This window comes from Frankia sp. CeTa3Moorea (assembly GCF_978021225.1).
This window is the reverse complement of the sequence record NZ_CDXDOR010000001.1, coordinates 56,043-82,988: the sequence shown is the minus strand read 5'-3', so window position 1 is coordinate 82,988 and position 26,946 is coordinate 56,043. Positions and strand designations below refer to the sequence as shown.

Below are 26,946 nucleotides of genomic sequence, written 5' to 3'. Positions count from 1 at the left end.
GAGAAATCATGATCATTGTTTTGGATCCACGTACCGGATCATGGGCGGTGAGGCCGTAACCTGAAGGTGTGTCAGTGATCAGTCTGGACAATCCGCGAGACTCGGCCGAACGGGTGGTGAGTGAGCTGCTGAGGGTGCCGCCGGCCGCCGATGAGCTCGGTCGCGTCTTCACCGCGAACGGTCACCTCCTTCACCTCGTCGGTGGTTCGGTACGGGACGCCCTGCTCGGCCGGCCGGCGTCCGCCGTGTCCGGGGCCGCACCAGCCGATCTCGACTTCGCCACGGATGCTCGCCCCGAGCGGGTTCTGGAGATCACCCGAGGATGGGCGGAGGCGACCTGGGAGGCCGGAATCGCCTTCGGCACGGTCGGGCTCGCTCGGCACGGTGTCCGGTTCGAGATCACCACCTACCGTAGCGAGGCGTACGACCGGCAGTCCCGCAACCCCGCCGTGACCTACGGCGACAGCCTGGAGGCGGACCTGTCCCGGCGGGACTTCACCGTGAATGCGATGGCGGTGTCCGTGCCCGGCCATGACTTCGTCGACCTGTTCGGCGGGATGACAGATCTCGCCCGCGGCGTGCTGCGTACCCCCGCAAGCCCCGAGGCGTCGTTCGACGACGACCCGCTGCGCCTCCTGCGGGCCGCCAGGTTCGAGGCGGCCCTGGGCCTCACCCCGGTACCCGAGCTGGTCGCGGCGATGCGCTCGCGGGCCGATCGGCTCGCGATCGTCTCCCCCGAGCGGGTCCGCGACGAACTGCGCAAGCTCATGCTGGCTCCCGACCCGGTCGCCGGTCTGGAGCGGTTGGTCGAGGTCGGGATCGCCGACATCGTGCTGCCTGAGGTGTCCGCCATGCGGATGGAGATCGACGAGCACCACCAGCACAAGGACGTCTACGCCCACACCATGACGGTGCTGCGTCAGGCGATGATCCTGGAGGAGCCGGGGGAACCGGACGAGGTGCTGCGCTGGGCCGCGCTGCTGCATGACATCGGCAAGCCGCGGACCCGTCGGCACATGGCGGGCGGGCGGGTGTCCTTCCACCACCATGAGGTCGTCGGCCGGGACCTGACCCGCCGTCGGCTCGCGGCGCTGCACTTCCCCAAGGACGTGACCGACGCGGTCTGCCGGCTCGTCTACCTGCACCTGCGCTTCCACGGCTACGGGGCGGGCGAGTGGACCGACGCCGCCGTACGCCGCTACGTGCACGACGCGGGTCCCCAGCTCTCCCGGCTGCACAAGCTGGTCCGCTCGGATTGCACGACCCGCAACCGGCGCAAGGCCGCGGCGTTGTCCCGGACGTACGACTCGCTCGAGGAGCGGATCGCCGAGCTCGCCGCGCGCGAGGAGATCGCCGCGATCCGGCCGGAGCTTTCCGGGGACGACATCATGGCGCTGCTGGGGCTGTCACCGTCCCGGTTGGTGGGTCAGGCCCGGTCGCACATGCTGGAGTTCCGCTTCGAGCACGGGATCGTCGGCCGGGAGGCCGCCGAGGCCGAGCTGTTCCGGTGGGCCCGGGAGCACGAGGTGCCCGTTCCCGGTGAGGCGCCCGTTCCCGGTGAGGCGCCCGTTCCCGGTGAGCTCACGCCTCGGCGGGGGTGACCGGCCTGGGCTGGCCGTCCGGGCCGGGCCGGCCGTCCGGGCCAGGGTGGTCGGCCGACCGTGCCGATCTGGGGTCGCCGATGTGACGGATGATCCGGTCTTCCGGATGGCGGCGGGCGGCCCGGTAGTACAGGATCCCGGCGAGCGCGTAGCCGGCCCCGGCCACTAGGACCACCGGAACGGACCGGCCCTCGTCCGGCAGGACCACGGCGGCCACCGCCGCGGCGGCCACGAAGGCGACGTTGAACAGCAGGTCGTAGAGCGAGAAGGCGCGACCGCGGTAGGCGTCGTCGGTCTCCTCCTGCACGATGGTATCCACGCAGATCTTGCTGGCCTGTGCGGAAAACCCGAGCAATGCTGCCGCGACGATGAACAGCGTCGAGGAAAAGGGCAGCCCGAGCGCGACCTCGACAACCCCGCCGAGTACCAGGACGAGGGCGATCCAGCTCGACTTCGGCATGCGCCCCGTGACGTGGGGAGTCGCGACCGCGGCGCCGACCGTGCCGGCCCCACTGGCGGCAACGACGGCGGCGAGCCCCGCGAGCCCGCCTTCCGGGCCGGTGAAGTAGTTGCGATACAGCAACACCGTCATCACGAGGATCAGGCCGTAGGCGGCTCGCGAGGTGGTGAGGGCGGCGAGCGCCCGCCGGGCCGGCCCGTGGTTCACCAGATAGCGGGCGCCGTCAAGCATGTCGGCGACGACCTGGGTGGTCTGCGCCCAGGCGCCCTGCCAGGCCACCGTCTCCAGCGGACCGAAGTCGCTCCGCCCCGCCCGCGCCGCGGTGACGGCGGCCACAAGGTAGGTGAAAGCTGCCAGACCGGCGACGAACGCCACCGTCCCGTCCTCGCCGCCGATCAGCCCGCGCAGTCCGCTGCCGACACCGGCTCCGGCGAGCGTCGCGACGGTGCCGGAGGTGACGGACAGGGCGTTCGCCGTGACGAGCCGGTCGAGGCCGACCACGACCGGGAGCCCGGCGGACAGCGCCGCCAGCACGAAGCGGTTCATGCTCACCGACGCCAGTGCCACCGCGTAGAAGTCGACGCCCGTCCGGCCGGTGGCGATCAGAGCGACCAGGATGCCCATCAACAGCATCCGGACGAGTGAGCAGACCACCAGAACCCGCTGGCGGGACACGCGATCGAGCACGATGCCGGCGAAGGGTCCGATGACGCTGAACGGCAGCACGACGATCGCGAGTGACGCGGCCAGGGCCGCCGCCGAGGTCGCCCGTTCGGGGGAGAACAGCACATAGCTGACGAGGCTCGCCTGGAAGACGCCGTCGGCGGCCTGGGAGGTGAGTCTGGATGCGTAGAGCATCCGGAACCCACGGCCGTGCAGCAGCTCACGAAGGTTCTCCGCCCGGGCCACGTCGTCAGCCTAGGACCAGACTGATCGACTCCGGGCACAAGGTCCGGCCGCCCCCTCCGGGCTGCCGGACACCTGTGTTTCCGACCGGGTCCGCTGGCCGGCCGATCCGACGAGGAGGACCCGACGAGAAAGATGAGGACGACGAGAAATCAGCCCTCGATCAGCCCTCGTCGCGGATGAATGCCTCCACCCTGTCCCGGGCCTCGTTGTCGCGGTACTGCTCCGGCGGGGACTTCATGAAATAGGAGGAGGCGGAGAGGACCGGGCCGCCGATGCCCCGGTCGAGCGCGATCTTGGCGCAGCGCACCGCGTCGATGACCACCCCGGCGCTGTTGGGGGAGTCCCACACCTCAAGCTTGTACTCGAGGTTCAGCGGCACGTCGCCGAAGGCACGTCCCTCAAGGCGGACATAGGCCCACTTGCGGTCGTCTAGCCAGGCGACGTAGTCCGACGGCCCGATGTGCACGTTGTCCCTGCCGAGGTCGTGAGAGACCTGGGAGGTCACGGCCTGCGTCTTGGAGATCTTCTTGGACTCCAGCCGCTCGCGTTCCAACATGTTCTTGAAGTCCATGTTGCCGCCGACGTTGAGCTGCATGGTCCGATCCAGGATCACGCCGCGGTCCTCGAAGAGCTTCGCCAGAACCCGGTGGGTGATGGTCGCGCCGACCTGTGACTTGATGTCGTCGCCGACGATCGGCACGCCGGCCGCGCGGAACTTCTCCGCCCACTCGGGCACCCCGGCGATGAACACCGGCAGGCAGTTGATGAAGGCGACGCCGGCGTCGATGGCGCACTGGGCGTAGAACTTCGCGGCGTCCTCGGAACCGACCGGCAAGTAGCAGACGAGCACGTCGGCACGGGTCTCCCGCAGGGTCGCGACGACGTCGACCGGCTGCTCGTCCGACTCCTCGATGGTCTCCCGGTAGTAGCGGCCGAGGCCGTCGAGAGTGTGCCCGCGGGCGACGGTGACCCCGAGCGGCGGGACATCAGCGATCTTGATGGTGTTGTTCTCGCTGGCGACGATGGCCTCGGAGAGGTCGCGGCCGACCTTCTTCGCGTCCACGTCGAACGCGGCGACGAATGTCAGGTCCGAGACGTGGTACTCGCCCAGCCGCACGTGCATCAGCCCGGGGACCTGGGCCGACGGGTCGGCATCGCGGTAGTACTCAATCCCCTGGACCAGCGAGGCAGCGCAGTTGCCCACGCCGACAATGGCGACACGTACCGAGCCCATGACGGTCTGCTCCTTAGCTGAGATCTTCGTGGAAATGGGTCATCTGGGGCATACAGCTCCGCCGCGGCATTCCCGATCATGCTGGTCGGGAACAGGGACCCGCTACGGGATGACGTTCATCGGGTGGTCGGGACCTCGCGGTCGGGGTCCTGGCCGTCGGGGTCCTGGCCGGCTGTCCGCGGGGCATGCCTGCTCCGGCCACGCCTGTTCACGTTTACATTCAGGTGCGCGTCGCCGTCGGCAGGTGTGCCGCCCTCCCGCGCGCGCGGGTCGGCCTGGCGGTCCGCCTGCGCCGGAGGGCTTCCCGGCCCGCTTGGGCGGGCCGGTCCGACGACGGGTGCCCCCGGCTGCACGGATCCTGTGGACGGGTTTGTGGACAAACCTGTGGATCCTGTGGACAACTGTGGTCCCTGGGTGCCGGTGGGGGTGCCGGCGCGTTCGGTCTCGATCAGCTCGTTCAGCCAGCGGACCTCACGTTCGACCGATTCCAGGCCGTGGCGCTGCAACTCGAGTGTGTAGGAGTCGAAACGCTCGACGGTCCGGGTCAGGGCCGACCGAACCTTCTCCCGGCGCTCCTCGAGCCGCCCGCGGCGACCTTCGAGGATGCGGAGGCGGACAGCGGCGTCCGTCTTCGAGAAGAAGACGAAGCGCACGCCGAACATCTCGTCTTCCCAGGACGACGGTCCGCCCTCGCCCAGCAGGTCCGCGAGCTTCTCCTTGCCCTCGCCCGTCAGGGTGTAGACGACCCGGCTGCGCCCGCCGAGACGGCCCGCGGCGCTGACGTCGTCCGCGGTGACGTATCCGGCGGACGCGAGACGACGCAGACAGGGATAGAGCGAGCCGTAGCTGAACCGGTGGAACGCGCCGAGCAGCGCCGCGAGCCGTTTGCGCAGTTCATAGCCGTGCATAGGGCTCTCGGAGAGCAGGGCGAGGACCGCCAGCTCCAGCATGATCCACCCCTCCTCGACCGTGATGCCCCGCGACGCGCCGCCGGTCGTTCCGCGAGCCGTGGTGGCTGGCCGCCACGGCTCGCGGAACGATCGTCTCGACATATCGAAGCGATACATCGAGGATAGGCGTCGCGGGACGAGTACCGCAACCAGGAATGACCAGTCAGCGACCGGGAGATGACAGATAGGCGCTCTGCTGGTGCATCCCGACCCCGGCCGGACCATCGATGGACCCACCGGCCGCCGAACGGGCGTCGCGCCCTGGCGAGGGTGTTCCCCGAGCCTGTGGAGCGTGGAAAACCCCGGCTGCCAGGGGATAATCGGCCGAGATCCGCGCCCCGGAAGGGGCCGGTGGCCGCCCGGGGCGGACGCTGTCCGACGGTCCCGTCGGTGGCCGGAGACCATCCCGCGCGGCCAGATCCCGGTGCGGGCGGGCTCACACTGTCATCCGGCTCACAGCCGGGATGTGAGGCGGGAGACGGTTTGGCGGCTGTCCGGACCGGCTGTCCGGACCGGCTGTCTGGACCGTCTGTCTGGAAGCCGACTCCGGCGTACCGTTGCTGGCATGCGTCCGCGGTCGGTCATCGACTACGCGCTCGCCCGCCGGGCGACGCTGGCGGATCTCTTCGCGGGCAGAATCTCGCCGTTGGATGCCTGTGACGCGCATCCTTATCTGCTGCGGGCGGCCAGGTACCACGGTGAGCGGACCACGAAGCGATGTCCGGTCTGCCGAGGCGGCGATCCACTCATCCATGTCACCTACGCCTACGGCGACGAGCTCGGGGAGAGCTCCGGCCGGGCCCGCATCACCAGGGAGCTCCCCATGCTCGCATCGAGGTACAGCGAGCTGCAGGTCTATGTGGTGGAGGTGTGTCCGCCCTGCGGCTGGAACCACCTGGTCACTTCTTATGTGATCGGGACGGGGGAGCCGAAGGCGAAGAAGCAGGCCCGGCGGCGGACCGCGGACCGCTGACGGCTGGTCGTCCCCGAGAGGCGCGAAGGACGCCCTGCGCGAGGGGGCGGAATCCGGCGTGAGATCCTGGTCTGCCATGTGGGTCTCATGGCAGGTCCTGGCGTGGCATCCGCCATGGGCTGACCTCGTCACAGCCTCGTCGGGTGAATGCGGCGAGTGAGCGAACATCACGTGGTCGGCCCCGGTCCGATGGTGGACCGGTGGTCGCCGGGATCGTGCATGGTCCGGGCCGAGACGGGCCGGTTCTGTGGATCCTGTGGATCCTGTGGAAATCGGACCTCCGGTGATGGTTGGGGGCGCCGGCCCGTCTCCTGCGGCGGTCCGGGTACCGGGGAGTCCCGCGGCGACGGATGGAGCGGTTGGTGAGCTCTCCCTACGATCAGGGCTCTAGTCGGGGTGGTCCTGTACCTGACCGAGCATGGCCTAACCCGGACGGCCAGTCCCGGGTAACCGCGGACCGGGTACCCCCGGACTGCGCCCGGCGGCCGGAGCAGGCCCAGGCAGGCCAGGCCCAGGCAGGCCACGTCCAGGGACGCCGGCTGGTGCCGCCAGCGGGCCGGCCCACCGGCGGGCGAGGGGAGCGCACCGCTCTCGTGCCACCCGCGGCTCCCCCCGCCGCGGCGAGGACGAACATGCCGCCGGATGGTAGGACCGGTCGGGGTGCCGGTCCCGCCGCCGGGGGGTGGGTGCCGGACCGCGGCGTCGGGAAGTCCGACGTGCCCGGCCGTGAACCGTCCAGTGGTCGTCCCGGCATGCCCGTTGGCGAGGCGACCGGTCGTCGCCGAGGAGGCGGCGCGCCATCCGGTCGGGCGGCCCCCACCAGGCGGGTTCCCGGCCGTGGGTTCTCCGATCGGACCGCCTCTGACCGTGGCGTCCCCGACCGTGGGCCGGACCGGCCGGCCGCCGAGGTCAACACCCTGTACGACACCGTCGACCAGGAGGCCCTACGGCGGGTCGATGTCCGGGAACGCACCGTGGACGCCACCATCTACCACAAGGTGACGCCGGAGCGGGACTCCCGGAACGGCCGCCGCAACGGGGTGTCGGACCGCGACCGCATGACCGAGGTGACGCCCGCTCGGCAGGTGGCCGGTCGGCGCGACCTCACCCGCGCTACCGAGCTGATGGCCGTCCGGACCCGGGCACGGGAGGGAGGTGGATCGGCCGCTACCCGCCGGATGGCGGGTGGGCGACCGGGTGCGGATCGGATCGAGCCCCGCCGGACCGGTCCAGGCCGGGCTGGACCAGGCCGATCCTCCCGGGCGGAGATGGGTGCCCCGGGCGGGCCGGGAGGAACCGGGCGCCGCAACGGGAAGGCCCCCCGGCCGGGCCAGGGGCGACACGGCCCGATGTGGTGGCGACAGCGCCCGCGCTGGATGCGCCGTCTGGTCTTCGCCGGCTTCTTCTCCGGCCTTCTCCTGTTCGTCGCCGGCATCGGCGTCATCTACGCGGCGACCCAGGTCCCGCTGCCTGCCGAGGTGAAAACCGACCAGACGTCGATCATCTTCTACGGACCGCCGGCCGGCTCGCATCAGGACAACGGTGAGGAGCTTGCCCGGATCGGCACCGTGAACCGCACCGACGTGCCGCTCGCCGAAGTGTCCATGGACCTGCAGCACGCGGTGCTCGCGGCCGAGGACAAGAACTTCTATCACGAACCCGGTATCTCTCCCAAGGGCATCGCCCGGGCGCTCTACGTGAACCTCACCGGCGGGGAGCTGCAGGGTGGTTCGACCATCACCCAGCAGTACGCCAAGAACGCGTACCTGTCGCAGGAGCGGACCTTCACCCGCAAGATGCGCGAGATCGTGCTCGCGGTGAAGCTGGGCCAGAAGTACTCCAAGGGACAGATCCTGGAGTTCTACCTGAATACGATCTACTTCGGCCGGGGCGCCTACGGTATCGAAGCGGCGGCGAAGGCCTACTTCAACACCTCGGCGGCCAAACTCACCCCCGCTCAGGGGGCGGTCATCGCGGGCCTGATCCGATCACCCAACTACCTCGACCCGGCCAAGAACCCGGGTCCGGCGGCGAACCGCTGGCACGACGTGGTCGCGACGATGGTTGCCGAGGGCTGGGCTCCGCCGGAACTCGCCCAGCAGAGCCCCCCACCCGTGGCCGCGAAGGCGGAGGACGCCGCCGCCTCGTCCGATCAGATCGCGTACATCCGCAACCAGGTCAAACGTGAGCTTACGACCGTCGGGAAGATCACCGAGGACCAGATCAACCGCGGTGGACTGCGCATCACGACCACGATCGACAAGGGGCGGCAGTTCAAGGCCTTCCAGGCGGTGAGCGACGTGCTGGGCCCGGCGTACGCCGCAGTGCCGGATCTGCGTACCGGGCTCACCGCGGTAGAACCCGGGACCGGCAGGATCCTCGCCTGGTACGGTGGGTCGCTCTACGGCAAGGACGCACAGGGCCACGAGCAGTACGTCGACAACGTGTCAGGGGCGCGGGTGCAGTCCGCCTCCACCTTCAAGACGATCACCTTGGTCGCGGCGCTGCGCCAGAACATCAACCTCAAGTCGACCTTCGCCGCTCCCGCCAAGATCACGCTGCCGGGGAACTACGTGGTCAGCAACGACGAGGGCGAGCCGGGTGATCTCGGGTACAAGGATCTCATCGAGGCGACGGCGGGCTCCATCAACACGGTGTACGTACCGTTGGGGCAGAACATCGGCGTCTCGAACATCGTCAAGACCGCGCGCGACCTTGGCATCCCGACCAGCACTCAGCTTCGCAACGAGGCGGGTATCACCCTGGGCCAGGACGACGTGCGCGCGGTGGACATGACCGCGGTCTACGCGACCCTCGCCGGCAACGGAGTGCGGGCCACGCCGCACATCGTCGACAAGGTGCTCGACGGCAAGGGGCAGGTGATCTACTCGGGTACCCCGGATGCGAAGCAGGTCATCCCGGCCGCGGTGGCCCGCGACGCCACGTACGCCCTGCAGAGCGTGCTGACGGATCCGAGCGGCACCGGGAAGCGGGCCCGGCTGGATGGCGGGCGCGAGGCCGCCGGCAAGACCGGGACGTCGAGCAACTTCCGGTCGGCCTGGTTCTGCGGATACACCAGGGAAATCGCGTCCTGCGTGAACATGTTCCGGGGCAAGGGCACCGAGCAGGACGTGTTGAAGGGCATTCCCGGTGCCGACAAGGGCGTCTACGGAGGTAACTACCCGGCCAAGGTGTGGAAGGCGTTCATGGACGCCGCGCTGACGGGGGTGTCGCCGTCGAAGTTCGATTCGCCGGCCTTCGGTGGCCTCGTGCAGGATAACGAGCCCGAGCCGACTCCCACACCCACCCCGGCGCCGAGCGCCCCATCGAGCCAGCCCGGCGATACCGGGCTCAACCTGGGCGATCTCCTGAACCCCAGTGGCAACGGCAACGGCGACGGCAATGGCAACGGCAGTGGTCAGCAGGGTGCCGGCCAGCAGGGCCGGCCAGCTCGACAGACGGGGATCTTCTCCGACCCGTTCAGTTGACCGGGAGGTCGAGTTCAGTGCTGTCATGGGCTGTCATGGGGCGAGAATGACGGGCATGGCCCTGTCCCCGGCGTCCCCCGTCCGCGTCAGCCCGGCCCGGGAGGACCCGGTCGTCGCGGGGGCAAGCCAGCTCATTGGTGGGCCGCCGGGTGAGCACGCGGTCGTGCCCGACCGGCGTGGTTGGCTGACCCCGCTGCGGGTGCTGATGGCGATGGTCATCGTGGCTGGGGTCCTCGGCTATACCCAGAAGATCAGTTGCCGGGATACCCGGAACTGGACGCATGAGCACCAGTACACGGCGTTGTGCTACTCCGACATCGTCGCGCTGTACAGCCAGGAGGGGCTGGTCGACGGGAAGATCCCCTATCTGGACTACCCGACGGAATACCCGCCGTTGATCGGCGCCACCATGCAGCTTGTCGCCTGGCCGGCCGGTCTCGCGGACGGACCGCGGGCGGTCTACCGGGAGGAGAACGGTGAGCGTGTCTTCGACCACTACACGATGGACATGCGGTCGGCCGTCTTCTACGACCTCACCGCCCTGCTGTTCCTGATCGTGGCCTCGGTCGCGGTGTGCTGCACGGCGCTGACGGCCGGATTGAGGCGGATCTGGGACGCCGCTCTGTTCGCGCTGGCGCCGACCCTCGTGCTGCATCTGCTGACGAACTGGGACATCATTGCGGTGGCGTTCTCGGCAGGCGGCCTGCTCGCCTGGTCCAGGCGGGCTCCGAAGCTCGCCGGGATGCTGATCGGGCTCGGCATCCTCACGAAGCTCTATCCGGCCCTGTTCCTGCTCGGGTTGGCCTTCCTCTGTCTTCGGGCCGGGAGGCTGCGCGAACTGGCCCGGACCGTCTGTGCGGCGGCGGTGACGGTGCTGGTGGTCATCGTCCCGCTGTGGCTGACCGCCGGCTACTTCAACGCGGAGAACGCCCGCGTCGGCGACAGCATCTGGTCGACCTTCTGGCGAGGTGGTGACTGGACCCGACTGGTCGGTGGTGGTCCGGACGAGGCCCGCAACGCCATCGCCCGGTTTTTCGACCTGAACTCCGACCGCGGCGCCGACTGGGACTCGCTGGCGTTCGGCGCGACCTGGCTTGCCGGCCGCTACGACCCGGCCTGGTTCGGAGCGCTGCACCTGGTGGTCTCCGCGTTCACCGCCGTCGTCCTCGTCGCGGTGGCGGCGGCCGCGATCCATCATCGGCCCGATGCGCGCCGGCTGGTCATCGTGGCGGCCGCGGCCGGCTGGGTGACGATCGTCGTCGCCCTTCCGATGATCCTGCAGGGCCTGCGGGACAACGGCCTGCCCATCTCCACATTGAACATCATCACTGGGGCGGCCCTGCTGGTCTCGGTGATCGCCATCGGGTTGCTCACTTGGCTCGCACCGCGCCGGCCCCGCCTGCCGCAGGTGCTGTTCCTGCTCGTCGTCGCCTTCCTGCTGACCAACAAGGTCTTCTCACCCCAGTACACGATCTGGCTGCTACCGCTGGCGGCACTGGCTCGGCCCCGATGGCGGCTGTTCTTGCTGTGGCAGGCCTGCGAGGCGTGGGTCCTGTTCACCCGATTCATGCACTTCATCTACAACGACACGCATGGTCGTCAGGGCATCGACCGGGGATGGTTCGTCGGCGCGGTGGCCCTGCGCGACCTGGTGCTGCTCGTCCTGGCCGGATTCGTCGTCCGGGAGATCCTGCATCCGCATACCGACATCGTGCGGACCGGCGGAATGGCGTACCCGGGTGATCCGCGTGTCGCGGTCGGCTCTGCTGCCGCCGGCGATCCGGACGCCGTCGACGACCCTGCGGGCGGGGTGCTGGACCATGCCCCCGATGCCCGCGGCGGCCGGCCGGCGTGGGTGGCGGCGGCCACCGGTAAGCCGGACGGTGGCCCGGCCGCCGGCAGCGCCGACGGGGCCGGGCCTGGCGGTGCATGATCCGACCGGGCCGGGGATGGTCCGAGCGGCCTGGGCCCGGCTGCCGGAGCCGGTCCGGGCCACGCTGCCGATCTGGTTCGGGAGCCGGGTCGCGGTCGCCTTGCTGGCGCTCGCTGCCGCGCGGGCCCTTACCTCGGCGCCGGCGCGAAACGCTCCCGGCCTGCGCACGCTCTGGGACCGGTGGGATGTCGGCCTGTTCACGAAGGTCGCCCGGTACGGCTATCTCTCCCCCGCCTACTCGGACCGGACAGAAGTCGACTTTCCCGGCCTCCCGATCGCGATGCGGATCGTCCATATCGTCGTTCCGGACTGGATCGTCGCGGGTCTGGTCGTGTCGTTCCTCGCCGGTGCGGTCGCGGTCGCCGCGCTGTGGCGGTTGGCCGCGGACGAGGTCGGCAAGCCCGCGGCGCGGTTCGCCGTCCTCAGCCTTATCTGCTTCCCCTACGCGGTGTTCCTGTTCGCCGCCTACTCGGAGGGTATCTTCCTCGGGTTCGCTACGGCGTCCTGGCTGGCGGCACGCCGCCGCCGCTGGTGGTTGGCCGGCCTGCTGGGCGCCGGGGCAGCATCCGCCAGGATCAGCGGTATTCCCTTCGGGATCGCATTGGCCGTGCAGTACGTCGCGAGCCGGCGCTCCGCCGGCCTCCCGGTGTTCGCCTGGCCGGCGTTGTCGCTGGGGCTTCCACCCATCCCCGTCCTCGCCTATCTGGGCTATCTCAGGATTCGCACCGGGGGCTGGGGCTCCTACACGGACGCGATGCGGGACGGCTGGCACCGAGGCCTCGACTGGCCCTGGTCGGGCTGGGCCGCCACCTGGGCATCGGCCACGGATGGCAACGGTGCGTCGACCTTCGTCTGGTTCTGGCGCGGGGAACTGCTCGCGGTGGTCGTCGGGGTGCTGCTGACCATCATCCTGCTGGCCGGGAGACGGTGGGGTGAGGCGACTTTCCTCGGCGTGATGACCGCGATAATGGCCTGCACGAATTATTATGCATCGGGAATCCGTGGAATTCTGGTGGCCTTTCCGTTGTATCTGATGCTCGCGCGAGCCGCCGCGCGGCAGAGCTGGGTACAGTCGGTATATCTCTGTATCTGTACACCGATCATGGCAGCCCTGGTCGTCGCCTTCACGCAGGGGCAGTGGGTGGACTAGCCTTTCCCCGCACGGCGCCTTCGGCGCAGTGCGGGGGCCCCTGGCATGGGGCGCCGTGCGGGGTTTCCGTCACCTCGCCTTCGGCGAGGTTCCTGGGGGAGCCGTCGAGGTTGGGCGGCGCCTTCGGCGCAGTGCGGGGGCCCCTGGCATGGGGCGCCGTGCGGGGTTTCCGTCACCTCGCCTTCGGCGAGGTTCCTGGGGGAGCCGTCGAGGTTGGGCGGCGCCTTTGGCGCCGTGCGGGAGCCCCTGGCATGGGGCGCCGTGCGGGGTTTCCGTCACCTCGCCTTCGGCGTTTGGGACTACGGGAGGCGATGCTGTGGACATGCAGGATGCCCAGCCGGGTCAGCCCGGCACCGGGGACGTCGGCGGCGACCCGTCCGGGGACGGCCACGACTCTTCCCCGGGCGGCCACGGCGGTTCCGGGTCCGGGCGCGTCGGTCCGCGGCCGGCTGCCCGCATGCTCGCGGTGGTCGCGGTCGCCGCGGCGCTCGCGGCGCTTGTGTTCGCCCTCGCGGACCCCTCCCCCTCCCGGCACATGCGTGGCCTCCTGATCACGGTGAACCTCGTCTGCCTCGCCGGGGTGTTCACGGCGTGGCTTCGCGTGGTTCTCGTGGTCGGGGCCGCCAGGGCCCCCGGAGGAATCGAGTAAGCTCGGCTGGACATACCGTGCGCCGGCGTACGTGTGTCCATCCGCTGGTCCAGGCCGACCACTCGTCATGATTGGTCGGTGCGCTTCCGGGTGGCCCTCGTGCACTGATGATCGTCCGGATGTGCTGACGGGCGGTCCCCTCTCGGATCCATCGCGTCGAGCACGTTCGAGACGGCACAGGTTCCGGTCGCGGTCCCTCCTGCCGCGGAAGATCCGTGGCCGCCAGAGTCCACAGGAGGTGGGTTCAGTCTTGGCACGTCATTATGAGCTCATGGTGATCCTCGATGCTGACCTCGAGGAACGCACCGTCGCGCCCTCTCTCGACCAGTACCTCGGTGTCGTCCGTCAGGGCGGCGGCGTGGTGGAGAAGGTCGATGTCTGGGGCCGGCGCCGGCTCGCCTACGAGATCGCCAAGAGTTACGAAGGCATCTACGCCGTCATCGACCTGCATGCGGAGCCCGACGTCGTCGCCGAGCTCGACCGTCAGCTCGTCCTCAATGAGTCGGTCATCCGCACCAAGGTCATCCGGCTTCCAGAGCCGAAGAAGCCACGTCAGAGCCGCCGGGCGGCGGCGTGATCCGGTCCGCGGCGACGGCAGTCCCCGTGCCGTCGTGGGCCGCCGATCTCCGGGAGAGTGCCCATGGCTGGTGAAACCGTCATCACTGTCGTCGGCAACCTAGCCAACGACCCCGAACTGAGGTTCACCCCGAACGGTGCCGCGGTCGCCAGCTTCACCGTCGCCTCCACGCCGCGCACCCTCGACCGCCAGACCAACGAGTGGAAGGACGGCGAGGCGCTGTTCCTGCGCTGCTCCATCTGGCGCCAGGCGGCGGAGCACGTCGCCGAGTCGCTGCAGAAGGGCGCTCGGGTCATCGTCACCGGCCGCCTCAAGCAGCGGTCGTTCGAGACCCGCGAGGGTGAGAAGCGTACCGTGATCGAGCTCGATGTCGACGAGATCGGCCCGAGCCTGCGCTACGCCACCGCCAAGGTCGTCAAGGCCGCGCGCGGCGGTGGTGGCAGCAGTTACGGGGGCGGTGGCGGAGGCGGCTACGGCGCCCCCCCCGGCGCCCCCGCCGGTGTTCCCGCGGGCGCTCCGGCCGGCAGCTACGGCGGCGGTAGTGGTGGAGCACCCATCGATGACCCCTGGTCGCAACCGGCCGGCGGCTACTCCGACGAGCCACCGTTTTGAGCGGCCGGTCGTCGTCCTCGCGAACGACACAACGAGGTAGGAGCACACCCATGGCCAAGGCGGCCGTGCGCAAGCCCAAGAAGAAGGTTTGCGTTTTCTGCAAGGACAAGGTCGACTACATCGACTTCAAGGACACTTCGCTGCTGCGCAAGTACATCTCCGACCGGGGCAAGATCCGGGCCCGTCGGGTGAGCGGTAACTGCAGCCAGCACCAGCGCGACGTGGCGACGGCGGTGAAGAACAGCCGCGAGATGGCGCTGCTGCCCTACACCGCCTCGGCCCGGTAGGGGGTGGTGATGAAGCTCATCCTGACCCAGGAGGTCCCCGGTCTCGGTAGCCCGGGTGACATCGTGGAGGTCGCGAACGGGTACGGGCGCAACTACCTCGTGCCCCGCCGGTACGCGATCCTCGCGACCAAGGGCGCGGAGCGTCAGGTCGAGCAGATCAAGCGGGCCCGGTCGGCCCGCGCGGTCCGCGATCTCGGGCACGCTCAGGAGATCGCCGGTCAGCTCGGTGGCCTCAAGGTCGAGCTGACCAGCCGGGCGGGCAAGGAAGGCCGCCTGTTCGGTTCCGTAACGGCGGCCGACGTGGTGGAGGCGGTGACCGCCGCGGGTGGCCCCGAGCTCGACCGGCGCCGTGTCGAGCTCACCACGCCGATCAAGTCCCTGGGCGCCTACACCGTCGCCGTGCATCTGCACCCCGAGGTGACCGCGACCGTGAAGCTCCAGGTCACGCAGGCCTGACCAGGGCTGGGCGGGCCTGATCGCGGCCGGATGGGCCCGAGGCCGGGCGGGTCTGACGGCGGCGTCCGCCGTTTCTCCCGCTGTACCGCCGCGCTCGCTGTACCGGCTCCCCTGGCCGACCGTCTCAGGCGGCCGGCCAGGGGAGTTCGTTGTGCGTGGGGCAAGGGGCGACGAGCAGATCCGAAACTTTTTCTTATCCACAGGGCACTCGCGATGCGGGCGCCTGCCAGCTGGGTTTCGTCGAGGCTGTGGTCTCGGGTGTCCACAGGTTTCCGGTTTCCGTCCCGATGTCCTCCCCAGGTTCCGGCCGGTTGCCCACAGCTTTTCCACAAGGGCCTGTGGATAACTTTTTGGTGGGGGTGCCCGCCGGTCCGTAAGGTCGGACCCTCCAGACTGAGGAAGGTACTTCTAGCCTGATCGGGCCAGGTCTCCTTCGGTGACGCGGGCGGCGCCCGGCGAGAGGCTCACCGGAGGCCGCCCGCCCGGTCCCTGCTGGGAGCTCCCGGCTGACCGGGGGCGGAGCGGTCCGTTGACAGCGATTCCGATCTGTACGAACATACGTTCGAATGCGGGTCTACGGGAGTCCCGGGAGGGTGCGTCGTGAGCGTCACCGAGATCTCGCGTGGTTCCGGTGGGAGTACGGAGTTCGACCGGACTCCTCCGCACGACCTGCCCGCCGAGCAGAGCGTGCTCGGCGGCATGCTGCTGTCGAAAGACGCCATCGCCGACGTCGTCGAGGTTCTGCAGACGGGTGACTTCTACCGTCCCGCGCACGGCCTCGTGTACGAGGTCATCGGCGATCTCTACGGCCGGGGGGAGCCTGCGGACGTCATCAGCGTCGCCGCCGAGCTCGGCCGCCGCGATCTGCTCGAGCGGGTGGGCGGTCCGGCCTACATGCACACCCTCATCTCGAGCGTGCCCACCGCGGCCAACGCCGGGTACTACGCCCGTATCGTCGCGGAGAAGGCGGTCCTGCGCCGCCTCGCGGAGGCCGGCACCCGCATCGTGCAGCTCGCCTACGGCGCGGCTCCGGACGTCAGCGACGTCGTCGACCGCGCCCAGGCGGCCGTATACGAGGTGACCGAGCGCCGGACGAACGAGGACTACCTGCCGCTGGGGGAGCTGCTCAACCCGGCGCTGGAGGAGATCGAGTCCATCCAGGGGCATGACGGTTCGCTGACCGGGGTGCCCACCGGTTTCGTCGACCTCGACGAGCTGACCAACGGCCTGCACGGCGGCCAGCTGTGGATCGTCGCGGCCAGGCCGGCCGTGGGCAAGTCGACCCTCGGCCTGGACTTCGCCCGGGCGGCGTCGATCAAGAACGGGATGGCGTCGGTCATCTTCTCGCTGGAGATGAGCCGCATGGAGATCACCATGCGGCTGTTGTCCGCGGAGGCGCGGGTGTCCCTGCAGAACATCCGCACGGGCCGGCTCACCGATGACGACTGGGGTCGCCTGGCCCGCCGGATAGGCGAGGTCGCGGCGGCCCCGCTGTTCATCGACGACAGCCCGCACCTGACGATGATGGAGGTCCGGGCGAAGGCCCGGCGGTTGAAGCAGCGCAACGAGCTGCGCCTGGTGATCCTCGACTACCTGCAGCTGATGTCGTCGCCCAAGAAGGTGGAGAACCGTCAGCAGGAGGTCAGCGAGATCTCGCGGTCGCTGAAGCTGCTCGCCAAGGAGCTCGACGTTCCGGTGGTCGCCATCTCCCAGCTCAACCGCGCCTCCGAGCAGCGGGCCGACAAGCGTCCCCAGGTCTCCGACCTGCGCGAGTCCGGAAGCCTGGAGCAGGACGCCGACGCAGTGATCCTGCTGTACCGGGAGGACACGGTCGAGAAGGAGTCGGCGCGTGCCGGCGAGGCGGACCTCATCATCGCCAAGCACCGCAACGGGCCGACCGGCACCGTCACCGTCGCCTTCCAGGGCCATTACTCACGGTTCGTCGACATGGCGAACTGAATTCTCGGCCCGGGGGCGGGACGAGGCCCACGGGTGGAGAGCGCCAGCGGCCCGGCGGCGGGCCGGGTGGGCGCCCGGGTGTGTTTGGCGTGGTCATGGTCCATGTTGGCGGACCGCGATCTTCCGATGGTGCCAGACTGGGCGGTATGAGTTTCAGGATCATCCATGGCGAGTGAGGGGCGGGACGGCGGGCAGCCCGCCGGAGCGGTCCTCGAAGTCGCCCGGTTCGACATCAAACCGGGCAGCGAAGACGATTTCGTCGCCGCGTATCACGGGGTGCGTGCGGAGCTCGTCGGCACGCCGGGCTGTCGTTCCGCGCGGATGACCCGGGGGGTCGAGTCACCGTCGAGTTTCGTGCTGCTCGTCGAGTGGGACAGCCTGGACGCCCATCTGACGAACTTCCGGGAGTCGGAGCGGTTTGCCCGCTGGCGCGCCGCCCTCGGCCCGTACTTCGACGGCACCCCGACGGTGGCGCACAGCGCGGACGTCCCCGCCGGTCCCGACCCGGCCTGACCCTCGACGACCGCCGGACTTCTGATCATGACAGCGTTCTTCGGGTACCTGTTTTTCGCGCCGCTCACGGCGCTCTTCTTCGGTTTCCTCATCTGGCTGGTACCGGCGATCCTGCTTCGGAACACGGACGTGGTGAGCCGGCTGAACCTGCGGCCCTTCGCGTTCTTCGTCACCGGCTACGTCTTCAGCGGGCTGATGGCCCTCTACCTGCTGGTGCTGGACGCCGGCCACGACGTCGCGCCGGCGGCCGGCGCCGTCGCATCCCTGGCCCTCGTCTGGGCTGTCCGGCGGCAGTGGCGCCGGCACCGGCCACTGGGCACGCGGCAGGTGGCGAGCATGCGCCGTGACGGCCCGGTCCAGCCGGGGCAGCCGGGTTATCCCGGTCCACCGGTGCCGTCGGGTTATCCGCATCAGCCCGGCCACCCGTACCCCCCCAGGCCGCAGACCGGGCCGGTCGCGCGAGGTCCGTCCGGGTATCCCGAGGCCGCCGGATATTCGCCTACGCGGCCGGATCAGCCCGGCCCGGGCGGGGGAGGAGACGACCCGGCAGGCGGGGCGGGTGATCCCGGTCGCCCCAGCCAGTCGGGGCATCGGTCGGGGTATCAGCCGGGGCCTGCGGGTCGTCCACCGGCGCCGGACAGCGACCGCGGGGCCGGTCGGCGGATCGCCGGCTACCCCTGGGCCGTTCCGCCCAGCGGGCCCAGACTGGGGGATCTACCACCCGACGCGCCCCCGTCCCCGCCCCCCGCCGAAGCGGGCCCTGATTCCTGATTCCGGGTCCTTGATTCCGGGTCTCATCCCTGGTCTTTGGCCCCTGATCCCGTCGCTCGCCGTTCGCCGCCCGGCTGGCCGGGCCCCGCGACACGGCCGGCTGGACCCGTCCGTGCGGTGGCGTACCGTCGTGTCATCGTCTGCCAGTGCCGGCGGTCCCCGCCAGCAGCGCCGTTGAATTGATCTTCGAGGTCGAGATGCCCGCCCTGCGCTCCCGTACCACCACCCACGGCCGGAACATGGCCGGCGCCCGCGCCCTGTGGCGCGCGACCGGGATGACCGACGATGACTTCGGCAAGCCGATCGTCGCCGTGGCCAACAGCTTCACCGAGTTCGTTCCGGGGCATGTGCACCTGCGTGACCTTGGCCCGCTGGTGGCCGGGGCGGTGGCCGAGGCCGGTGGGGTGGCGCGCGAGTTCAACACCATCGCCGTGGACGACGGCATCGCGATGGGGCACGGCGGGATGCTCTACTCGCTGCCGTCCCGTGAGCTCATCGCCGACAGCGTCGAGTACATGGTGAACGCCCACTGCGCCGACGCCCTGGTCTGCATCTCCAACTGCGACAAGATCACCCCGGGGATGCTGCTCGCGGCACTGCGGCTGAACATCCCGACCGTGTTCGTCTCCGGCGGGGCGATGGAGTCGGGCAATGCGGTCATCTCCGGCGGCACGGCCCGGTCCAGGCTGGACCTCATCACCGCGATGTCGGCGGCGGTCAACCCGGACATCTCGGACGGCGACCTGTCGATGATCGAGCGTTCGGCCTGCCCGACGTGCGGATCCTGCTCCGGCATGTTCACGGCGAACTCGATGAACTGCCTGACCGAGGCGATCGGGCTGTCCCTGCCCGGCAACGGGTCGACCCTGGCCACCGCCGCCGCCCGCCGTGAGCTGTTCGTCGAGGCCGGGCGTCTCGTGGTCGACCTGGCGCGGCGCTACTACGAGAAGGACGATGAGGCGGTCCTGCCCCGGTCGATCGCGACCGCCGCCGCCTTCCGCAACGCCTTCGCGGTCGACGTGGCGATGGGCGGCTCGACGAACACCGTGCTGCATCTGCTGGCTGCCGCTGTCGAGGCCGGCGTCGACATCACCCTCGCCGACATCGACCGGATCTCCCGCACCGTCCCCTGCCTGTGCAAGGTGGCGCCGAGCTCCACCCGTTACTACCTGGAGGACGTCCACCGGGCGGGCGGCATCCCCGCGATCCTCGGCGAGCTCGACCGGGCCGGGCTGCTCGACCCGGACCCGCACACGGTGCACTCGGCGAGCCTGCGCGAGTTCCTCGACCGCTGGGACGTCCGCGGCCCGAGCCCCTCGCCGGGCGCGATCGAGCTGTTCCACGCGGCGCCGGGTGGCGTGCGCACGATTGAGCCGTTCAGCTCCACCAATCGGTGGGACACCCTCGACACCGACGCCAGAGACGGCTGCATCCGTTCGGTCGAGCACGCCTACTCCGCCGAGGGTGGGCTCGCGGTGCTGTTCGGCAACCTGGCCATCGAGGGCGCCGTCGTGAAGACGGCCGGCGTGGACGAGAGCCAGTGGGCCTTCCGCGGCCCGGCGCTCGTGGTCGAGAGCCAGGAGGAGGCGGTCGACGCCATCCTCACCGGGCGGGTCAAGGCCGGGGATGTGATCATCGTCCGCTACGAGGGCCCCCGCGGTGGCCCGGGGATGCAGGAGATGCTCTACCCCACCGCGTTCCTCAAGGGTCGCGGTCTCGGCCCGAAGTGCGCTCTGATCACCGACGGCCGGTTCTCCGGCGGGAGCTCCGGACTGTCGATCGGTCACGTCTCCCCGGAGGCGGCCCACGGCGGGACGATCGCCCTGGTCCGCGACGGGGACATCATCGAGATCGACATCCCGGCCCGCCGGCTGGAGCTCGTGGTCTCCGACGAGGAATTGGCGAGCCGACGCGCGGCGCTGGAGGCGGCCGGCGGCTACCGTCCCACGGGGCGGGAGCGGCCGGTGTCCATGGCGCTGCGGGCCTATGCGGCGATGGCGACCTCGGCCTCCACCGGTGCCGCGCGCGACGTCGGTCTGCTCGGCGGCTGACGAGGCGTCCGAGCGGGCCCGGCTCGGACCGGGTTCGGACCGGGACGGGCTCGGACCGGGACGGGTTCAGACCGGGACGGCGGCGGGGGCGGACGACGGCGTCGCGAGCGTTACGGCGAAATCCCCGTCGGGATCCGTCCACTGCCGCGCCACCGCCCAGCCCGCCAGCGCAAGCTCCGAGGCGATGCCGTCCAGGGTGAACTTGGCGCTGATCTCGGTGAGGATCTCCTCGCCCGGCTGGAAGTCGGCCGTGACGGCGAGGGCCGCGATCGAGACGCGCTGCTCCCGAACGGAACGTAGCCGCATCTCGATCCAGGAGTTCTCGGCGTTCCAGATCGCCACGTGCGCGAATCCGCGGATGTCGAAGTCGCCCCCGAGCTCCCGGTTGATCACCGTCAGTACATTGCGGTTGAAGGCGGCGGTGACCCCGGCACCGTCGTCGTACGCGGCGACGAGGCGGTCGACGTCCTTGACGAGGTCCGTTCCCAGCAGCAGGGCGTCGGAGCTCTCGGCCTGCCCGCGCAGCGTACGGAGGAGGTTCTGCCGCTGCGCGGGGCGCAGATTGCCAACCGTGCCGCCGAGGAAGGCGAGCAGCCGGTGGCCACCTCGGGGCAGCTGGTGCAGATGCCGTTCGAAGTCCCCGACCACGGCCGCCACGGAGAGCCCCGGGTAGGTGGTGAGGATCCCGCGACCCGCCCGCACCAGGGCTGCCTCGTCGACATCGAAGGGGATGAAGCGGCGGAGGTTACCGGCCGCCCGCAGCGCGTCGAGCAGCAGCCTGGTCTTGTCGGAGGTTCCCGATCCCAGCTCGATGAGGGTGTCGGCCGGACAGGCCGCCGCGATCTCGTCGGCGTAACTGACCAGGATGGCCCGTTCCCGCCGGGTCGGGTAGTACTCCGCCAACCGGGTGATCTTGTCGAACAGCATGCCGCCGGTGGTGTCGTAGAACCACTTCGGCGGCAGCTCGCGGGGGCTCGCGGTGAGGCCGGCGAGAACGTCGCGGGCCAGCGTGACGGTGCGATCCGACTCGTGCAGGTGGCGGTCGACGGAGAGGCCCGGGAACGGGATCTCCGCCGTGCCGTTCGCGCCCGTCCCCTCAGGGACGGCATCATCCGCCCGGGCGGTTGTCGGAGTCCTTGGTGTCATGGATGTGCCCTCCATCAACGTGGTGCAACCCACGGTAACCGATCTAGGAGATCATGTTACGAAGAGTGACTTGGTGTGTGTCGGCTACCAGGAGGTGATGGTCCGGAACGTCCACCCAGCCCGGTTCGTCATCGTCTGGTTCGCTTGCGACCAGGACTCCATCTTTCTCCATCCGGTATGACAGGCTGTCCCGCCAGGCGGTCGCCACGATCTGGGTTCCATCCACCACCAGCAGGTTCAGCCGGGCCCGCTCGCCCGGACCCGCCGCGTCCAGCGACAGCACGACCTCGGCGACCGCCTCGGCGAGTGGACGCTTCCCGGCGCGCTCCCACACCAGCGCGGCGAGCAGCGCGGAGTCGCACGTCGAGTCCGGGACCGGAGCGTCGGGCCGGTCGCGCAGCATCCGCCGGACGGCCACCGGGTCGACCCGGCCGTTGTGGCTGAGCAGCCGGTGGCCGTCGGTGAAGGGAGCCGTCGCGCTCTCTTCGACCGGCATGCCGACGGTGGCGCTACGCACGGCCGCCAGCACGCAGCCGGAGGCGACCGCGCCGGCGATCGAGGCGTACGAGGCGTCCGTCCACATCGGCACGGCCCGGCGGAACCGGGCCGGCGCCGCCCGCAGTGCCGGGGCGTACCAGCCGACTCCGAACCCGTCGGCGTTCACCGTGCCGTGGCGCATCCGCCTCGGCGACCACGACTGGCGCAGCAGGCTGTACGGACGCTCCAGGGTCAGCCCCGCCAGGGTCCGTGGCGTTCCGATCCAGGCGAGGTGCCGACACACCGAGGTCTCCTTCGCACACGTGCTCGCTCGTCACCCGGCGTCGCGGGCCAGCCGGAATCCGGCGAAGATCTGCCGGCGGATCGGGTAGTCCCAGTTCCGGAACGTGGCGCGGACGGCGACGGCGTCCGTCGCCCAGCTGCCCCCGCGCAGGACGCGGAAGGACGACTCCCGCCCGGCCTTCGGAAAGAAGACCTCGCTGTACTCCCGGTAGGGATAAGACGCGAAGCCCGGGTACGGCGTGAACCCGCTCGCCGTCCATTCCCAGACGTCCCCGATCATCTGTTCGGCTCCGCAGGGACTCGCGCCCGCGGGATAGGCCCCCAGGGGGGCCGGGCCGCTCGTCCGGTTGCCCAGGTTGGCACGCTCCGGAGTCGGATCGGTGTCCCCCCACGGATACCGCCGTGAACGTCCGGTGACCGGGTCGTAGGCGGCGGCCTTCTCCCACTCGGCCTCGGTCGGCAGCCGCTTGCCGGCCCAGCGGGCATGCGCCTCGGCCTCGTACCAGCACACGTGCTGGACCGGCTCGTCGAGCGGAACCGGCTCGACCCGGCCGAACCGGCGGCGCAGCCAGGTGCCGCCCTCGCGCCACCAGAACGCGGGCGCGCTCAGGCCCTCCGTCTGGCGCCATTCCCATCCCGCCGCCGACCAGAGCCGCTCGTCGTCGTAGCCGTCGGCGTCGATGAAGGCGATCTGCGCCCGGTTGGAGACGGGGATGGTGTCGATCCAGAACGCGGGGAGGTGGACGCGGTGGGCGGGACCCTCGTTGTCGAAGGCCCAGGGATGGGTGCTGGTGCCGAGGGTGAACTCGCCGGCCGGCACGAGGACCTCCGGCCGCGGCACCCGGCGGCCGGGCGGTGGCGCCGCGCCGGGAGCGAGTACCGGCGGTCCCTGGCGGAGCTGGTGCGTGGCGAGCATCGTCTCGTCGTGCATGTGCTCGTGCTGCACGACCATGCCGTAGACGAAGCCGTCGGCGAGCAGCCGTTCCCGCTCCGGTACGGCAGCGGTTTCCGCGGTGGCGCCGGCCACCGGTCCGAACCGGTCGGGTCCGAACCGGTCGGGTCCGAACCGGTCGAGGAGGTCGAGGGTGCGGCCGCGGACCTCGTGCAGGTACGCCCTGGTCTCGGCGGGGCCGAGCAGGGCCAGTCGGCTGCGGCTCGCGCGGCTGTGCCGGAACGCGTCGTAGATGTCGTCGAGCCCCGGCCGCGTCCCGGTGCCGCCGGCCAGCGCGCGCACCAGCCAGAGATCCTCGTAGTTGCCGACGTGAGCGAGGTCCCAGACCAGCGGGGACATCAGCGGCGAGTGCTGGCGGAGGAGATCCTCCGCGGCGATGTCGGTGTACGTGAGTGAACGCCGGCGCGCGGCCCGGAGGGCGTCGGCGACGGTGTCGGCGGTGATCGGCATCGCCTCCTGGGTCGGCATCGCCTCCTGGGTCGGCATCGCCTCCTGGGTCGGCATCGCCTCCTGGGTCGGCATCGCCTCCTGGGCGGCGGCGGTCTCCCGGTCGGCTGGGTCGGCCGGGTCGGCCGGGTCGGCCGGGTCGGCCGGGGACTGGGTCAGACGAGTGAGACGCACCGGTGGGCCTCCTCACGCAGCAGACCGGCCGGGCCGATCGCGAGAAGTCGTTCGGTCAGTTCGTCGGCCGGACATCGGCCGCGGTCGAGGTAGCGCCCGGCGAACGACTCGACCGTCTCGGCGAGATCGGTCGCGCCGCCGCGGCGCAGGGCGCTCACGGCCAGGTCGACGCAGCGCACCGCCGCGCGTCGCAGGGGCTCGTCGGCCATGCCGAGCATCGCCGCGGCCGGCCAGCGATGCGCGACGGCCAGGCACGCCTCGAACGCTCCGTCCGCGGCGACCGGGTCGTCAAGCAGTACCGTCGGCATCGCGACGGCGGCCTGCCAGCCGTCACCTGGTTGCGCGTCGAGGTAGCGCAGCTCCCACCAGCCACGCGGTCGGACCGGCGGGAACACCGTGGTCGCGTGGTAAGAGAGGTCGTCGCGGGTCGGGGGACGGGTGACCGGGCCGCGGCCGGCGAGCCAGTCCCCGAAGGTCGAGCCGTCCCGGACCGCGACGAAATGATGATCGTTTTTGGGGTTGCCGGTCCCAGCGGGATTCCCGACCATCATCAGCTTGGCGTCGAGCAGGTACCGCGCCCACAGGTCGACGAGATCGGGCTCGGTGTCGCCGGACCCCGGGGCCGTGAGGGCGGCCGCGACGGGCCGGGTCCGGCTCGCGTCGATGCCGTCCCACACTGCCTGGCGGGTCGACCGCCATCCGGTCCGGCGGCCGGCGTACGCGGGTGAGGCGGCGAACAGGGCGGTGAGGACCGGGCCGAGAGCGTGGACGAGTTGGAACCGCCGCGCCGCCTCGGCAGGCGAGCCGCCGAGGTCCAGGTTGACCTGGACGGAGGCGGTCGAGCACATCATCACCGTGCCGGACGCCCCGCCCCCGGTCCGGAAATGCTCCTCCATCGCCGCGTACCGGGACGCGGTGGTCTGCCGCATCCCGACGCGCAGGGGATCGACCCCCATGCCGACGAGGGCCAGGCCGTCCACCGCCAGTGCGGAGCGGACCAGGTTCAGATCGGCGGAGGTCGCCCGCACGGCCGCGGTGAGCTCGGCCGGCGGCCCGGACAGCTCCAGCTGGCCGCCAGGCTCGAAGGTGATGCGGCTGCCCCCGGGCAGGACCGGCCCGCCGGGGCCCGGGGTGGTCCCGGGAATCCGGGCGAGGGACGCCAGCGTGCGGGCCGGCGGGATCAGGCAGTGGACCGCCTGCGTGTCGACGACCAGCCACTCCGTCTCGATGCCGACGCATCCTCCCGGTACCGTCGGGCCACCGTTCCCCCGGGTATCCCTATGGCCGTCCCCCCGGGCCGCCTCATCGCCTGTCCCGTGGACCGGCGTGACGCAGCCGGCCGCGAAGGCCCGTACCTGGTCGGTGTCGATCGCCCGCCGCTGTGGCTGTGAGTGAGGGTGTGGTGGTTGCGGCTCGTCATTCCGGATCCCCTCGGGTGTCACGTGGCGTGGCATCCTGTGGCTCCTCTCCGGCACTGCAACTGTTCGACACCGCGCCCGGCGGCGGCCTCTGGTGGGTTCTCCCCTACGCTGCCGGCCCCCTACCCGGCCGCCGTACTCGGTGTCGCCTCGGCCAGCTCGCCGATGGGTGGTATAGATGTGTTTTCAACGTGCTTCTCCCTCGCATATTCCACGCCCTTGACCCTGTCGCTGTTGTGTATTCGATGGAATGGTGACCGGGACGGACCGGGAGTCAGTAGCACGCCGTGATTGACTGACGGCGGAGCCGGTTCCGGGCCCGGAGACAACGCCGAGCGCAACGGCGTCGGGACGGCGCCGGGAGGTGGTGACCGCGGACGTGTCCGATCGGCAGTCAGCGGGACGTTCGGCCATGGCCGAGTACCTGCGGCGCAAGCAGCTGTACGTCGCCGAGCGCGGTGATCATAAACGGCGGGCGATGGCCGTCGCCGGGGCGACAGCGGGTGCCGTCGCCCTCGTCGTCGCCGTGGTCAGCCTCCTGGTCGGGCTGCCCGCGCTCGTGGCCGTGCAGCTCGCGATCATCTCGGCCGTCGTGGTGGTCCTCGTCGCGGCGACCCGGTTTCTCCGGTCCCCGCCGGAGATCGAGGCCTGGCGCGAGGACGCGGAGGCCGAACGCAGCACCGCACGGGCGTTGGACCGTTTGGTCCGGGCCGGCTACACCGTCCTGCACGACCGCGCGCTGGCCGACTCGGCCGGCAATATCGACCATCTCGTCATCGGGCCGTCCGGGGCCTGGGTGATCGAGACCGACGCCCATCCGGGACCGATCCGCCAGAACGCCGCCGGGGTCTGGGCCGGCAAGGTTCCGTTGCGGGCGATGCTGGGGCTGGTCGCGTGGATGGGCGAGGAGGCCACCGCGCAGCTCCTCGCGGAACTGCCGGCGGGCTGGCAGTTGGAGGTCCAGCCGGTCGTGGCCTTCGCCCGCGCGGATCTTCCCGCCGGCCTGGCCCTCGTCGAGGGCGTGCTGTTGCTGCCTGCCACCGGGGTGGCCGACTACGTGCTCTCCGCCGGGGTCGTGCTTCGGCCCATCGACGTGGCGATGCTGGTCGACGTGGCCGAGCGGGTGTTCCCGGCCTATGCGGTGTCGGGACCCCCGCCGTCCTGGCCGGCCCGATCCCGGCTGCGCGGCCTGCTGCGGCGTTGATCAGCCTGCGGTGACGTTGATCAGGGCGATGCGACCCGGTCCGGCCACGGTGCCGGCGGGCGGGATACCGTTGGGTGAAGGTGGCCTACGAAGGAGACGAGATGGTTCGCAAGGTGACCGTGCTGGCTCTACTGGCGAGCGCCGGAGCCGCGCTGACCGCCGTCCGGCGCCGCAGCAGGGGCAAGGAGGAGATCGACCTCTGGCGGGAGGCGACCTCCGCGGCGGGCACCCCGGCCGGCGGGCGCTGAGGTC

At 70.6% G+C, this 26,946-nt stretch carries 23 protein-coding genes; 16 read left to right on the top strand and 7 right to left on the bottom strand.

What is annotated here, in order from left to right; all coding sequences use genetic code 11:
* Positions 1 to 74 precede the first annotated feature (74 nt).
* On the top strand, positions 75 to 1,601 hold the full coding sequence (locus tag AC08OV_RS00390; protein ID WP_476613143.1) for a CCA tRNA nucleotidyltransferase: 1,527 nt from the start codon (positions 75 to 77) through the stop codon (positions 1,599 to 1,601).
* Here AC08OV_RS00390 and AC08OV_RS00385 read toward each other — a convergent pair.
* The 3 genes from AC08OV_RS00385 to AC08OV_RS00375 form a co-directional block, all read right to left on the bottom strand.
* Positions 1,582 to 2,970: an MFS transporter gene (locus AC08OV_RS00385; protein WP_476613144.1), complete on the bottom strand. Its 1,389-nt coding sequence runs from the start codon at positions 2,968 to 2,970 to the stop codon at positions 1,582 to 1,584. The genes AC08OV_RS00390 and AC08OV_RS00385 overlap by 20 nt on opposite strands.
* Before the next feature lie 160 nt (positions 2,971 to 3,130).
* Positions 3,131 to 4,204 carry an inositol-3-phosphate synthase gene (locus tag AC08OV_RS00380; RefSeq protein ID WP_476592878.1) on the bottom strand — a complete coding sequence of 358 codons (1,074 nt, stop codon included), beginning with the start codon at positions 4,202 to 4,204 and terminating at the stop codon, positions 3,131 to 3,133.
* 116 nt (positions 4,205 to 4,320) lie between these two features.
* Positions 4,321 to 5,154, bottom strand: coding sequence for a PadR family transcriptional regulator (locus AC08OV_RS00375; protein WP_476613145.1), 834 nt, complete (start codon positions 5,152 to 5,154; stop codon positions 4,321 to 4,323).
* A 565-nt stretch (positions 5,155 to 5,719) separates the two neighbouring features.
* Here AC08OV_RS00375 and AC08OV_RS00370 point away from each other — a divergent pair.
* From AC08OV_RS00370 to ilvD, 13 genes are all read left to right on the top strand, one after another.
* Positions 5,720 to 6,127: a DUF5318 family protein gene (locus tag AC08OV_RS00370; RefSeq protein ID WP_462187469.1), complete on the top strand. Its 408-nt coding sequence runs from the start codon at positions 5,720 to 5,722 to the stop codon at positions 6,125 to 6,127.
* Positions 6,128 to 6,879: 752 nt separating this feature from the next.
* Positions 6,880 to 9,615 carry a transglycosylase domain-containing protein gene (locus AC08OV_RS00365; protein ID WP_476613146.1) on the top strand — a complete coding sequence of 912 codons (2,736 nt, stop codon included), beginning with the start codon at positions 6,880 to 6,882 and terminating at the stop codon, positions 9,613 to 9,615.
* Positions 9,616 to 9,661: 46 nt separating this feature from the next.
* Positions 9,662 to 11,548, top strand: coding sequence for a glycosyltransferase family 87 protein (locus AC08OV_RS00360; RefSeq protein ID WP_476613147.1), 1,887 nt, complete (start codon positions 9,662 to 9,664; stop codon positions 11,546 to 11,548).
* A gap of 16 nt (positions 11,549 to 11,564) precedes the next feature.
* On the top strand, positions 11,565 to 12,698 hold the full coding sequence (locus AC08OV_RS00355) for a hypothetical protein (RefSeq protein WP_476619115.1): 1,134 nt from the start codon (positions 11,565 to 11,567) through the stop codon (positions 12,696 to 12,698).
* A gap of 322 nt (positions 12,699 to 13,020) precedes the next feature.
* Entirely contained in the window at positions 13,021 to 13,347 is a 327-nt protein-coding gene (locus tag AC08OV_RS00350; RefSeq protein ID WP_476613152.1) for a hypothetical protein, read from the top strand.
* Positions 13,348 to 13,597: 250 nt separating this feature from the next.
* Entirely contained in the window at positions 13,598 to 13,924 is a 327-nt protein-coding gene (gene rpsF / locus AC08OV_RS00345) for a 30S ribosomal protein S6 (RefSeq protein ID WP_476592884.1), read from the top strand.
* A 63-nt stretch (positions 13,925 to 13,987) separates the two neighbouring features.
* A complete protein-coding gene (locus tag AC08OV_RS00340; protein WP_476613149.1) occupies positions 13,988 to 14,536 on the top strand; it encodes a single-stranded DNA-binding protein in 549 nt (182 codons plus the stop codon).
* A gap of 50 nt (positions 14,537 to 14,586) precedes the next feature.
* On the top strand, positions 14,587 to 14,823 hold the full coding sequence (gene rpsR / locus AC08OV_RS00335) for a 30S ribosomal protein S18 (protein ID WP_011438874.1): 237 nt from the start codon (positions 14,587 to 14,589) through the stop codon (positions 14,821 to 14,823).
* A 9-nt stretch (positions 14,824 to 14,832) separates the two neighbouring features.
* Entirely contained in the window at positions 14,833 to 15,279 is a 447-nt protein-coding gene (gene rplI, locus AC08OV_RS00330; RefSeq protein ID WP_011438873.1) for a 50S ribosomal protein L9, read from the top strand.
* A 600-nt stretch (positions 15,280 to 15,879) separates the two neighbouring features.
* Positions 15,880 to 17,238 carry a replicative DNA helicase gene (gene dnaB, locus AC08OV_RS00325; protein ID WP_476613150.1) on the top strand — a complete coding sequence of 453 codons (1,359 nt, stop codon included), beginning with the start codon at positions 15,880 to 15,882 and terminating at the stop codon, positions 17,236 to 17,238.
* A gap of 165 nt (positions 17,239 to 17,403) precedes the next feature.
* Positions 17,404 to 17,751 carry an antibiotic biosynthesis monooxygenase family protein gene (locus AC08OV_RS00320; RefSeq protein WP_476613151.1) on the top strand — a complete coding sequence of 116 codons (348 nt, stop codon included), beginning with the start codon at positions 17,404 to 17,406 and terminating at the stop codon, positions 17,749 to 17,751.
* Positions 17,752 to 17,778: 27 nt separating this feature from the next.
* The gene (locus AC08OV_RS00315) at positions 17,779 to 18,522 is read left to right on the top strand and encodes a hypothetical protein (protein WP_476619114.1); all 744 of its coding nucleotides are present in this window, start codon (positions 17,779 to 17,781) and stop codon (positions 18,520 to 18,522) included.
* 197 nt (positions 18,523 to 18,719) lie between these two features.
* Positions 18,720 to 20,573, top strand: coding sequence for a dihydroxy-acid dehydratase (gene ilvD, locus AC08OV_RS00310; RefSeq protein WP_476613903.1), 1,854 nt, complete (start codon positions 18,720 to 18,722; stop codon positions 20,571 to 20,573).
* Between the two features lie 66 nt (positions 20,574 to 20,639).
* On the opposite strand, the gene egtD is transcribed toward ilvD, so the two are convergent.
* From egtD to egtA, 4 genes are all read right to left on the bottom strand, one after another.
* Positions 20,640 to 21,719, bottom strand: a complete 1,080-nt coding sequence (egtD, locus tag AC08OV_RS00305; RefSeq protein WP_476613896.1) for an L-histidine N(alpha)-methyltransferase — start codon at positions 21,717 to 21,719, stop codon at positions 20,640 to 20,642.
* 43 nt (positions 21,720 to 21,762) lie between these two features.
* Positions 21,763 to 22,500, bottom strand: coding sequence for an ergothioneine biosynthesis protein EgtC (gene egtC, locus AC08OV_RS00300; protein WP_462187115.1), 738 nt, complete (start codon positions 22,498 to 22,500; stop codon positions 21,763 to 21,765).
* A gap of 30 nt (positions 22,501 to 22,530) precedes the next feature.
* On the bottom strand, positions 22,531 to 23,901 hold the full coding sequence (gene egtB / locus AC08OV_RS00295) for an ergothioneine biosynthesis protein EgtB (RefSeq protein WP_476613904.1): 1,371 nt from the start codon (positions 23,899 to 23,901) through the stop codon (positions 22,531 to 22,533).
* 152 nt (positions 23,902 to 24,053) lie between these two features.
* On the bottom strand, positions 24,054 to 25,526 hold the full coding sequence (gene egtA, locus AC08OV_RS00290; RefSeq protein ID WP_476613897.1) for an ergothioneine biosynthesis glutamate--cysteine ligase EgtA: 1,473 nt from the start codon (positions 25,524 to 25,526) through the stop codon (positions 24,054 to 24,056).
* A gap of 376 nt (positions 25,527 to 25,902) precedes the next feature.
* On the opposite strand from egtA, the gene AC08OV_RS00285 reads away from it, so the two are divergent.
* Both AC08OV_RS00285 and AC08OV_RS00280 read left to right on the top strand, forming a co-directional pair.
* Positions 25,903 to 26,694, top strand: coding sequence for a nuclease-related domain-containing protein (locus AC08OV_RS00285; RefSeq protein WP_462188791.1), 792 nt, complete (start codon positions 25,903 to 25,905; stop codon positions 26,692 to 26,694).
* Positions 26,695 to 26,795: 101 nt separating this feature from the next.
* Positions 26,796 to 26,942: a DLW-39 family protein gene (locus AC08OV_RS00280; protein ID WP_476613898.1), complete on the top strand. Its 147-nt coding sequence runs from the start codon at positions 26,796 to 26,798 to the stop codon at positions 26,940 to 26,942.
* Positions 26,943 to 26,946: the final 4 nt, after the last annotated feature.